9 protein-coding genes are annotated in these 11,942 nt (G+C 62.2%); all 9 read left to right on the forward strand.

The window, feature by feature from the left end:
- Positions 1-301: 301 nt before the first annotated feature.
- The 9 genes from R6U20_RS01075 (at position 302) to R6U20_RS01115 (ending at position 11,488) form a co-directional block, all read left to right on the forward strand.
- Positions 302-940 carry an SDR family NAD(P)-dependent oxidoreductase gene (locus R6U20_RS01075; protein WP_410336030.1) on the forward strand — a complete coding sequence of 213 codons (639 nt, stop codon included), beginning with the start codon at positions 302-304 and terminating at the stop codon, positions 938-940.
- A gap of 70 nt (positions 941-1,010) precedes the next feature.
- A complete protein-coding gene (locus tag R6U20_RS01080) occupies positions 1,011-2,552 on the forward strand; it encodes a cryptochrome/photolyase family protein (protein ID WP_410336022.1) in 1,542 nt (513 codons plus the stop codon).
- Positions 2,553-2,850: 298 nt separating this feature from the next.
- Positions 2,851-4,302: a cryptochrome/photolyase family protein gene (locus R6U20_RS01085; RefSeq protein ID WP_410336023.1), complete on the forward strand. Its 1,452-nt coding sequence runs from the start codon at positions 2,851-2,853 to the stop codon at positions 4,300-4,302.
- Positions 4,303-4,369: 67 nt separating this feature from the next.
- A complete protein-coding gene (locus tag R6U20_RS01090; RefSeq protein ID WP_410336024.1) occupies positions 4,370-5,767 on the forward strand; it encodes a TIGR01777 family oxidoreductase in 1,398 nt (465 codons plus the stop codon).
- Between the two features lie 123 nt (positions 5,768-5,890).
- Positions 5,891-7,153: a protoporphyrinogen/coproporphyrinogen oxidase gene (locus R6U20_RS01095; protein ID WP_410336025.1), complete on the forward strand. Its 1,263-nt coding sequence runs from the start codon at positions 5,891-5,893 to the stop codon at positions 7,151-7,153.
- 22 nt (positions 7,154-7,175) lie between these two features.
- Positions 7,176-7,634, forward strand: a complete 459-nt coding sequence (locus R6U20_RS01100) for a hypothetical protein (RefSeq protein ID WP_410336026.1) — start codon at positions 7,176-7,178, stop codon at positions 7,632-7,634.
- Positions 7,635-7,654: 20 nt separating this feature from the next.
- Positions 7,655-7,951, forward strand: coding sequence for a DUF427 domain-containing protein (locus R6U20_RS01105; RefSeq protein WP_410336027.1), 297 nt, complete (start codon positions 7,655-7,657; stop codon positions 7,949-7,951).
- Between the two features lie 79 nt (positions 7,952-8,030).
- The gene (locus tag R6U20_RS01110; RefSeq protein WP_410336028.1) at positions 8,031-8,684 is read left to right on the forward strand and encodes a Uma2 family endonuclease; all 654 of its coding nucleotides are present in this window, start codon (positions 8,031-8,033) and stop codon (positions 8,682-8,684) included.
- A 128-nt stretch (positions 8,685-8,812) separates the two neighbouring features.
- Positions 8,813-11,488 carry a M14 family metallopeptidase gene (locus R6U20_RS01115; protein WP_410336029.1) on the forward strand — a complete coding sequence of 892 codons (2,676 nt, stop codon included), beginning with the start codon at positions 8,813-8,815 and terminating at the stop codon, positions 11,486-11,488.
- The last annotated feature ends 454 nt before the right edge of the window (positions 11,489-11,942 follow it).

Raw genomic sequence — 11,942 nt, forward strand, 5'->3', positions numbered from 1 at the left:
TAGGTCTTCAGTTTAGAGTGCCCGGGTTTCTTTCCTGAGCAGGCAGCGTGCTGCATAGCTGCTGCCTGCTCAGGAAAGAAACCCGGGCACTCTAAACTGAAGACCTAGAACCCAAACTCCGAAGCCCACAAGACAACATCCTGAAGATACAATAAATCCACAGGACAGACAAGTGGAGCCTACACAAACAAATCCAAGGGAAGAATGGAAAGAGATGGATATTAGGACAAGGGACTGTAAGGGACAGAGGGAGGAAACCACAGCTTGTAGACAAGCTCGCGAGCAGGCCCTGACTGGGTAACTGCAAGCATGGTGCACCCTTCCGCGAGGCCCTCGCGGACCCCCGGGGCCGACGGTTCACCCGCTTGATGCAACCGAATATGAGCCCGTGCAAGGCATCATCGATGCAGCCACCGACACGTACGGCCAGATCGACAGCGTCATCCACACGGTGGGTTCGATCATGCTGAAGCCGGCCCACCTCACCTCTATCGAGGAGTACCGTGAGCAGATGGCGCTGAACATCGACTCGTCGTTCTTTACGGTCAAAGCAGCCTCGCGGGCGCTCATGCGTTCCGGCGGAAGCATTGTGCTGAGTTCCTCGGCCGTCGGACGCATCGGGCTCAACAACCACGAAGCCATTGCGGCGGCCAAAAGCGGCATCATCGGGCTTACCCGTGCTGCGGCGGCTACCTACGCCAAGCGCGGCGTACGCGTCAACTGCGTGGCTCCCGGTCTGGTGGATACGCCGCTCGCAGCCAACATCCTGAAAACCGATGCCGGGCGCAAGCAGTCCGAAGCTATGCACGCCCTGGGTCGCGTGGGTCAGCCCAAAGACGTGGCCGATGCCATCTGCTGGCTTGCGGACCCGCGTGCCGACTGGGTAACTGGACAGGTCATCGGCGTTGATGGCGGACTCGGCACCGTGCGCAGCAGCTAAACGCTTGCCTCTATCCTTCACGGACGCATCGCCGCTGCCCTTCCGCATCCCCCCTTGCACAACACCCCCCATGCGCCGCCTCCTCGTTTTCTTTCGCGATCAACTGAACCGATCAGCTCCGCTTCTCAAGGATACTGATCCGGAGCAGGATGTGTGCGTGCTCACTGAACACACAGCACCGGATACGACCGAGCACGTACAGAAACGCGTTTATGTGGTGGCGGCGCAGCGTTATTTCCGCGATGCCCTGCGCAACCAGGGCTTTACGGTGCACTACGAAGCCTGCACCGACCCGGTCGAGCAGGCCGGTCCACTGGCACAACTAAGGCGTGCTCTGCACGAGCATACCCCCGACGCCGTTCACGCTACCAAGCCCGGGTCGCTGGCGCAACAGCAGGGCCTGGAGCACGTCTGCAATGAGGCGAATGTGCCGCTTACGTTTCACAACGACACGCATTTCTTGTGCGACCACGACACGTTCGCCACCTGGGTCGAGGGCCGCACATCGCCCACGCTGGAGTACTTCTACCGCGAGCAGCGCCGCGCCTACAACTGCCTGCTCACCGATGATGGCGACCCCGTGGGCGGCAGTTGGAACTACGACAAGGACAACCGCGCGTCGTTTGGCGCCGATGGTCCTGGTCTGCTCCCTGAGCCGCCGTCGTATCTCGACGATCCGTACGTGCAGAAGGCCATTGCCGATGTGGAACAGGCGTATCCCGATGCACCCGGACGCCTCACTGAGCCGTTTCCGTGGCCCGTGACGCCCGAGCAGGCGCAGGAAGCGCTTGACCGCTTCATTGAGGAGCGTCTGCCTACGTTTGGTACGCACCAGGATGCTATGTGGACTGGGCGTCCATGGCTTTCGCACTCGCAGCTTTCGCCTGCACTCAACCTGAAACTGCTCGACCCGCACAAGGTCATCGAAGCCGCCGAAGCCGCCTACCATAGCGGCCACGCCCCGCTCAACGCGGTGGAGGGCTTCATCCGGCAGATCTTGGGCTGGCGCGAGTTCATTCGCGGCCTCTACTGGCACCGCGCTACCGAATGGTCCGCCATGAACGAGCTCGATGCCACCGAACCGCTGCCCGAGTTCTACTGGACGGGCAACACGCACATGGCGTGCCTGCACGATGCGCTCACGCAGGTCGTCGATCACGCCTACGGCCACCACATCCAGCGCCTGATGGTTACCGGGCTGTTTGGCTTGCTCTACGGCATCAACCCACAGGCGCTAAACGACTGGCACGAAGCGTTTTACATCGACGCCTGGCCGTGGGCGTCGGTGCCTAATATGCTGGGCATGTCGCAGTATGCCGACGGCGGCTACGTGGGCACCAAGCCATACACTGCCTCGGGCAAATACATCAGCCGCATGAGCAACTATTGCTCCGGCTGCCGCTACGACCCCGGCAAAGCGACCGGCGCAGACGCATGCCCCTTCACGACGCTGTATTGGGACTTTTTGGATCGCCACGAGGACACGCTCAGCGGAAACCGACGCATGAACTTCCAACTCGCCAATCTACGGCGTAAGGAGGATACGGAGCGCACCGCCATTGCCGAGCGCGCGTCGCAGCTTCGCAGCCTCGTGCACAACGGAAAGCTGTAACCCATGGGCGCAAGAGCGGCGATCGCGCTCCATTCCGTCGCAGCGCAGACCGGCGGCGATACGAAAGAATAGGTTCGACGCTACAGGTCGGACGCAGGAGCGTCCGCTGCCACTGCACCGACGGAGGACCGTCGGTGCCAGGTCTTGTGATTAAAAATCCCACACTGCCTCGTGACGCCCCCATTCAGGGGCTCTGCCCCGTGCCACGTTCGATAGAGCGGGGGCTCTTCAGAAGGCAATAGCCGGAACGCACCAGCATCAATCCACCTTTTAAATCTCCCCCCAGCACGTACCTGCTATGTCCAACGTCTCCCTCGTCTGGCTTCGCCACGACCTGCGCCTGCGCGACAACCCTGCTCTCCACGCTGCCGCCCAGCAAGGAGCTGTGGTGCCGGTGTTTGTGTGGGATCCAGCGGGCGAAGCGCCGTGGCAACCAGGCGGCGCACACCGGTGGTGGCTGCATGAGAGCCTGCAATCGCTGCAATCGGACCTGGAAGATGCCGGATCGCGGCTGATCCTGCGAGAGGGACCGGCTGAGCAGGCGCTCCTGGACTGCGCCGAAACCGTTGGGGCCACGCATCTGCACTGGAATCGGCGCTACGAGCCTCCGCTCGCCGCTCAGGCCCAAACGGTTGCTGATGCGCTCAACGCATCGGGATGCTCCCCCGTATCCCACGAAACCCAACTGCTGCACGACCCCGAAGGCGTCGAAACGACCAGCGGCGGGCCGTACCACGTCTACACGCCGTTCTGGAAGAAGGTGACCGGCCACGATCTGCTCCGCACCGATGCGCCGCCACTTGGTGCGCCCGACCTCTCGGGCACCGCACCCGACGCCTGGCCCGACAGCGCCTCGGTGCAGAATCTCCACCTGCATCCCAAACACCACGACGGCACCGGCTGGACCGGTGGGCTTGCCGACACATGGACGCCTGGCGAAGCGGCAGCGCACGAGCGCCTGCAGTACACGCTGAGCCACGTGATAGCCGACTACGAAACCGAGCGCGACCGTCCCGACCACGATGGCACCTCGCGCCTGTCGCCGTACCTGCACCACGGCGAAATCAGTCCGTTACAGGTGTGGCGCGCCGTCACCGATTGGGCTGAGGCGAACGATGCCCACGAGGAGGCCGAACCCTATCTGCAAGAACTGGTGTGGCGCGAATTTGCGTATCACATGGTGCACCACTACCCCACGATTCCGGATGAAACCTACCGCGATAAGTTCAAAGACTTTGCCTGGACCGACGACGCGGAGGCGCTGCAGCGGTGGCAGCAGGGGCAGACCGGCTATCCGATTGTGGATGCGGGGATGCGTCAGCTACGCAAAACCGGCTGGATGCACAACCGCGTGCGCATGATCGTGGGCTCGTTCCTCACGAAAGACCTGCTCATCCACTGGTATCACGGCGAGCGCTGGTTCTGGGACCACCTGGTCGACGGCAACCTTGCCAATAACGCGATGGGCTGGCAGTGGTCCGCAGGCTCCGGCGCCGATGCCCAGCCGTTCTTCCGCATCTTCAACCCGGTGTCGCAGGGCGAGCGCCACGACCCGAAGGGCGACTACGTGCGCAAGTGGGTCCCCGAACTGCGCGACCTGCCGACGAGCGATCTGCACGCGCCCTGGGAGGCCAGCACCCGCACGCTTCGCAACGCAGGCATCACGCTGGGCGACACCTATCCCAAGCCCATTGTAGATCACAGCCAGGCCCGCGATGCCGCGATGGCTGCGTATGACGAGGTGCGATGAAGGTAGGGACGCATCGGCAATGCGTCCCTACTTGCGTTAACAATCAATTCCCCAACCATCCTACACCATGCCCACCCTCCGCTTTCCCTCGGTGCTCGACGTTTCTGCCCAGGCGCTCTACGACTGGCATGCGCGTCCGGGCGCGTTCGAGCGCCTCACCCCGCCCTGGGCCCCCGTGCAGTTGGCGGCATTTGAGGGGATTCAAGACGGCGAGCGTGCGGTCATCCGACTCGGTTACGAGCCGCTGGCCCTCACCTGGATCGCCGAGCACCACAGTCACATTGCCGGACGCCAGTTCTGCGATCGGCAGGTGCAGGGGCCGTTCAAGGAGTGGAGCCACACGCATCGCTTCGAGCCTATCAGCAACACGCGCAGCCGCCTCATTGACGACATCACGTACGACCTTCCGCTTGCGCCGCTAAGCACGGCCCTGGCGCCCTACCTGGCAGAGCCCGAGCTGCGCCGCCAGTTTGCGTACCGCCACCGCATCACCCGGCACGACCTGGATGTGCACAACCGCTACCCCGCCTCCAACAAAACCGTGGCCGTAAGCGGCAGTAGCGGACTCGTAGGTCGGGCGCTGGTCGCTTTTCTGCGTACGGGCGGATACACCGTGCGCCGCCTGGTCCGCCGCCCGGCCACGCGCCCCGATGAGATTACATGGAATCCCAGCACGAGTCAGGTGGATGCAGAGGCGCTCGCCTCGGTGGATGCCGTGGTGCACCTGGCCGGGGAGAACGTCTTTGCCGCACGCTGGACCGATGCCAAGAAAGCGCGCATCTTCGACAGCCGGGCCCGTGGTACGCGTCTGCTGGCCGACGCCCTCGCTTCGCTCGACAATCCGCCCGACGTGTTTATCTCCGCCTCCGCGGTCGGCGCCTATGGCGATCGTGGCGATGCGCCTGTCACTGAAGATGACACGCCGCGCACTACCGACTTCCTGGGCGAGGTCTGCGCTGCGTGGGAACGCGCCACGGCCCCCGCCGAATCTGCAGGCATCCGCACCGTGCAGCTACGCATTGGCGTCGTGCTTGCGGCCAACGGCGGCGCGCTGCAGGTGCTATCCCCGCTCGTGCAGGCCGGGCTCGGCGGCACGCCCGGACGCGGCACCGCCTTTGTGCCGTGGATTGCGCTCGACGACCTGCTCGGGAGCATCGTGCACACGCTGCACGACAACACGCTCGCCGGGCCCGTCAACGCTACCGCGCCCGAACCCGTGCGGATGCGCACGCTTGTTGACACCCTCGGCACAATCTTCAGTCGGCCCACGCCCTGGCGCATCCCCGAAGTCCTAATTCGCACCGTAAGCGGCGAAGCCGCCGATGCGATGGCCCTCAAGAGCATCCGTGCCCGTCCCGCTCGGCTCACAGAGCACGGCTTTACGTGGACATTCGGCGAACTATCCGCAGCGCTGCGTCATGCGCTTGGTCGCACACTGCGTCCGCACCAGCCGCAGCGCATGTAACCGCCCGGATCTCGAAAAATGCTATTGCGACAGAATTACAAGACGCACTGATCTTGCACCCGCAGGCTATGGTACTTACCTAACAGTGCACGACCATCCTCTTTCCAAACCCTGCATGTACCGTTGACTACCCATCCCGTAACGATTGTCGGAGCGGGCCTGGCGGGTCTTACCTGCGCTACGCATCTGCACCGCGCCAACATCCCGTTTCGCCTGATCGACGCTGCCGATGCCGTGGGCGGACGTGTGCGCACCGATACCGTTGAGGGGTTCACGCTCGACCGCGGCTTCCAGGTGCTGCTCACCGCCTACCCCGAATGCCAGGAGCATCTGGATTATAACGCCCTCGATCTGCATCCCTTCTATGACGGCGCCCTCGTTCGCACGCACGGCCACTTCCACCGCATCGCCGACCCGTTCCGGCATCCGTTCGACGCGCCGCGCACGCTCTTTGCCCCGGTAGGCACGCTCGCCGACAAGCTGCGCGTAGCCCGCATGCGAAGCACTCTCACCGGGCAATCGCTCAGCGAAATCTTTAGCGCACCCGAGCAGTCTACTCGCCAGGCCCTGGCCACACGCTGGGGCTTTTCGGACCTGATGATCGACCGCTTCTTCCGCCCGTTCTTTGGCGGCGTCTTTTTCGATACGGATCTCCAGGCCTCCAGCCGCCTGTTCGAGTTTCTGTTCAAGATGTTTGCCGAGGGGGATACGACGGTTCCAGCGCAGGGCATGCAAGCCATTCCCAACCAACTGGCCGCGCAGTTGCCCTCCAGCAGTATCGACCTCAACACGCAGGTTACCGCCATCGAAGACAATCAGGTGCGGTTCGACGATGGAACGTCCGCGCCGGCTTCTGCCATCGTAATTGCTACCGATGCCCCCGCCGCACACGAGTTGCTCGGCGACGACGCGATCTCTACCAAGCAGCGCAGCACCACCTGCCTCTACTACGCCGCATCCGAATCGCCGCTCGACGACCCGATCCTCGCGCTGAACGGCGACCAAGACGGCTTGCTCAACAACGTCGCGGTCATGTCGGATGTAGCGCCGTCGTACGCCCCCAAGGGCGAAACGCTCATCTCGGCGGTTGTTGTGGGCAATCCGCTTGAAGACGACGACGCGCTCGAACGCACCGTGCGCCGCGAACTCATCGACTGGTTTGGGCTGCCGGCCGGTGGATGGGCCCACCTGCGCACCTACCGGATCGAGCACGCCCTACCCGATCAAACTCCGCCATTTGTACGACACGATGCCAACATGGTGCGCCACCACGAGGGCGTGTACGTCTGCGGCGACTACCTGCGCACAGCCTCCCTCAACGACGCCATGGGAACCGGGCGCATGGTCGCCGAGGCCATCCGCACGGATCGCTCCGTGCCTGCCTAGCCCGAGACGCTGCTCCAGCATCATGCCCAACGCACTGCATCCCGCTACCCTATTGCTCGTGCACGCCGGTGCAACGTGGACCATGGTCGGCGTCATCTGGGTGATGCAGCTGGTTCACTATCCGCTGTTCGCGCAGGTGGGCCCCGAAACCTACGCATCCTATCAGACGCTCCACATGCAGCGCATTACGTGGATCGTAGGGCCGGTGATGCTGGTTGAACTCGGAGCCGCAGGCCTGTTGGCAGCCGGATACGTAGCGGCTGTGCCATCGCTTTACGCGTGGACGGGCGCCGGGCTGCTTGCCCTCATCTGGATCAGTACTGGACTCGTGCAGGCCCCGCTGCACAGCATGCTCACCAGCGGATTCGATGCCCCAACCCACACCTGGCTCGTGCGCTCCAACTGGCTCCGCACCATCGCGTGGACGCTGCGTGGCATCCTGGCGCTTTGGATGCTCACCTTTCTCTTTCGTACTCCGTAACCAACCCCGGCAAGACCATTATGCAAGCGATCTGGAATGACACCGTACTGGCCGAAAGCGACGATACTGTTGTTGTGGAAGGCAACCACTACTTTCCCCCGGAATCTGTCAACGAAGCGTATTTCGAGCCCAGCGATCAGCGGACGACGTGCCCATGGAAGGGGCGCGCCTCGTACTACGATGTGGTGGTCGACGGCGAGCGCAACGAAAACGCCGCGTGGTACTACCCCGAACCCAAAGAAAAAGCCACACACATCAAAGACCATGTGGCGTTTTGGAACGGCGTGCGCATCGTGGAGGCGCAGGCAACGGAATGAATGCACGGCGGTATAGAAGCTCCCTCGGTTTCGAGGTTTCATGCACAACGCGGCCCCCTGCCCAACCTGCTAACTGGCTATGCCTGATGTTCTCGACCGTGCCGCCGACCGTGCCACGGCGCTAACGATCCGTCCGGTACTGCCGCACGAGCGCATGCAGATCCACTTTGAGCATCCGCTTTCGGATGCAGGGTTTGCTGCGCTCTGTCAGGAAAACGACACCCTCCACATCGAACAAAATCCCGACGGATCCCTCCTCATCATAAGTTCAACTGGTGGCCTATCTGGAGCACGCAATACGCGCATCATGCGCTACCTGGATGAATGGGCCGAAAAAGACGGCACCGGCATCGCCTTCGATTCCAGCACCATGTTTCGGCTTCCGAACGGCGCGCACCGCATGCCCGATGCGGCGTGGGTACAGCGCGAGCGATACCTGGCGCTCACCGAGGACGAGCGTGCGGGATTTGTGCCGCTGGCCCCCGACTTTGTGATTGAACTGCGCTCGCCCACCGATCCGCTGCACGCGCTCAAACACAAAATGAACGAGTACGTGCGAGCGGGCGTCCGTCTGGGCTGGCTCATCGATCCGCAGACCGAAACCGTGACCACGTACACGCCCGATGATCCCCCCGAGGCGCTCGACCGCCCCGACCGCGTTGCAGCCCAGGATGTGGTCGAAGGCTTCACGCTTCCCATGAAACGCATTTGGGATCCGCTGGGCACGGCATAAACAGAGGCTGTGGCAGAATACGACGGGCTTGTGCTTGCATGTGAGGACGGTATTTCCGTACATGAAGCTTATTGCTTCCTCCAATCGGCGTACCTGCTTCCACCGCCCTGCCCATGCCGCACCTGCCCATGATGCTCCGTTGGTTACTCTGTTCGCTCTCTGTCTTTCTGCTTGCCAGTCTGTGGAGCACGACGTCTACTCCGGCCATCGCCCAGTCGCCTGAGCCCTGCCGCTCAACGCACGATGCACGCCAGGCCTTTGGTCGCTGCGCCGGGGATTCGTTTGACTTCTACGCGTTCGGCCCGTACCGCGACAATGTGCCGCGCCCCGACGCCGTGCTGGGCCATGCCTTGGGCACCTGGCACACCACGTACGGCACCATGGAGACGTACATCGACACACTGGCATCGGCGGCGTCCGACCGCGTGCGGCACATCCCGTATGGCACGAGCATCGAGGGCCAGACGCAGCACCTGCTGGCCATTGGAGGCTCAGTGCACATTGAGGCGCTCGACAACATCCGCGCCGACATGCAGCGGCTAACCGATCCGCGCGCCACTTCGGAGGCCGATGCCGAGCAGATCGCTGCCGAGCGGCCTGCCATTGTGTGGATCAACGCTGCAAACGATGGCAACGAGACAGCTGCCTTCGAAGCCGTCATCCAGATGGCGTATCAACTGGCTGCCGGAGAGGACGAACGTACGCAGCGTATCCGCGATGACGTGGTTGTGCTCATCAACATGGCCCACAACCCCGAAAGTCTAACGCGCCACATTGCGTGGTACAACGCCTTCGGCATGGGCGATGCCGATCCGCAGGCGCTGGAGCACAACGCGCCGTGGGGGCTGAGCACAAACAACAATCACTACCAGATCGATCTCAACCGCGACGGACTCAGTCTCACACAGAAAGAGAGCCGCAACGTGACGACGGCCATGCAGCACTGGCGGCCGCAGGTGTTTGTCGACCTCCATGGGCAGACGACGCAGTACTTCTTCCCTCCCAATGCCATTCCGGTGAACCCCACCTACCCGGATCAGCTGGCCGACTGGATCGACCGCATCGGACGCGGTAACGCGGACACGTTTGACGAATATGGGTGGAGTTATTACACCCGCGATGTGTTCGATCTCTTCTATCCCGGCTACTGGGATTCCTATCCCAGCTTCCACGGCGCCACGGGCATGACGTACGAAACGGATGGCGGGGGCAGCAAAGGCAGTCGCTGGCGCCGCGACGACGGCACGATTCTCACGTTCGAGGACGGCATCGCGCATCACTTCGTGGCCTCGCTCGCCACCATGGAAACCGCGGCCAACGGCCATGAGGAACGGCTCATGGATTACTATCGCTACTTCGCAGACGCGCTGGATGAGGGCACATCCGGTGCGTACGCCGCTGCTGTATTGCTTCCCGGATCAGACGCGCGTGCCGCGGCCCGTCTCGCCACGACGCTGCGGCGGCATGGGATTACTGTGGAGCAGGTAGACGATAGCGGCACTGTGCAAGGCTACGACGTGGTGGACGATGCGACTGGCTCTGTCGAGGTGCCAGCGGGTGCATTTGTCGTGCCGTTCGATCAGCCTAACTTCCGATTGGCCGAGGTGCTGCTTGCTCCCAATGTGGATCTGCCCGAAGGCTTCCGCCAACAAGAACTCACGCGTCTCGCCCGCAACCTGTACCGGGCCCCCGGCGAGCGCGAAGGGTATGCATTTTACGATATCACAGCGTGGAATCTGGCGCTGGCCGCCGGCGTGCCCATCGTGTGGACCGACACCGCACCCAACCTGTCGACTACGTCTGTAACGCTCTCCGAGGATGAACGCACAGCCGCCGGTGGCTGGCACGGCGATGTGGCCGAAGCACTTACCCCCGATGTATCCACGCAACGCGCGCAGAGCGCCTACGTGTGGCCCTCCGGATCGCGCGGTGCCACCCGGCTGCTTGCCCGCCTGATGGGCGAAGGGTTTAACGTGGCCGTGGTTGAACGGCCGCTGGTTGTCGAAGACACGCCCTTTCCACGGGGCAGCTACATCGCCCGCGTGGAGCGCAACCCCGACGACCTTCACGATCGCATTGCCGCGCTGGCCGAAGAGGCCGGGGTGGATGTCCGCGCCACAGATACGGCGTTCCAAGCGTACGGCCCCACAGGCACAGGCTCCGAGGCCACCCGCAGTCTGCGGGCTCCGCATATCGGCGTGCTGGCGGGCGATGGCGTGAGCATCACCTCGTATGGCGCGCTCTGGTTCACGCTGGAGCAACAGCTCGGCCAGCCGTTCACAGCGCTCCGCACGCGCACGCTTACCTCGGCTGCACTCGACGCGTTCGACGTACTCATCCTGCCCAACGGCTCGTACAGTACCCTCACCGATGCTGCTCGCGAGCGCATGGCCAACTGGGCTCGGCAAGGCGGCACGCTCATCGGATACGCCGGCGGGGCGCGGCACCTTACTGACCACAACGTTGGAACCTCCTTCTCAACAGACGAAGAGGAGGAGTCTGTCTCCACCGACACGCTGCAAACCCTCCGTGCCACCATCGAGGCCAAGGTCGAGGGAGCCGTCGGCGGTCCCCCCGCGCCGAGCCCGTCCGCAGACATACCGGAACTGACGGTGCCCGGAGCATTTCTGCGCGCCGAGGCCGACACGACCCACTGGCTCACGTACGGCTATCACGATGGCCTTTCGCCAGTCTTGACGCAAAACGCTCCCCTGGCGCCATCGCACGACGGCGCGACCCCCGTCACCTACGCCACAGACCGGTTGCGGGTGAGCGGGTTCGTTCCTAAAATATGCCATGTCTAGTGTTTTACAAGATTAGATCATAGCGGTCGATTCAAGAATTGTGTAATTGAATTCGAACTTACTCATTTGACTGCCCTCCTTCGGCTTAGTTACCCCCTTTACTCAAAGCTACAATCAGGCATAGTTGGGTCCCTTCTATATTCCTACACCAGACCCTAAGATTTCCTGATTTACTGTAATAATAGCCTATTTTGAAAATCCAAACCAAATTTTTTAATATGTATATTATTGATTTACATGGGCTACCGAGAATTAGCCGTTCTGAACGGTTATAGACGTATATAACCGTTAATAACTTGCGGTATAGGTAATCAGTTACTCGCTAACAGCCTTGAATTATAAACATTTTGCCGTAACGTACGGTACGCTACGTGTTACCTTTAATTTTTTTGCCCTTATTATGGCTTAATAACGCTTCAAATGATTCTAGCTTGATTTGTTCTTCTGATAGAAT

Source organism: Longimonas sp., assembly GCF_046498435.1.
GTDB lineage: Bacteria > Bacteroidota > Rhodothermia > Rhodothermales > Salinibacteraceae > Longimonas.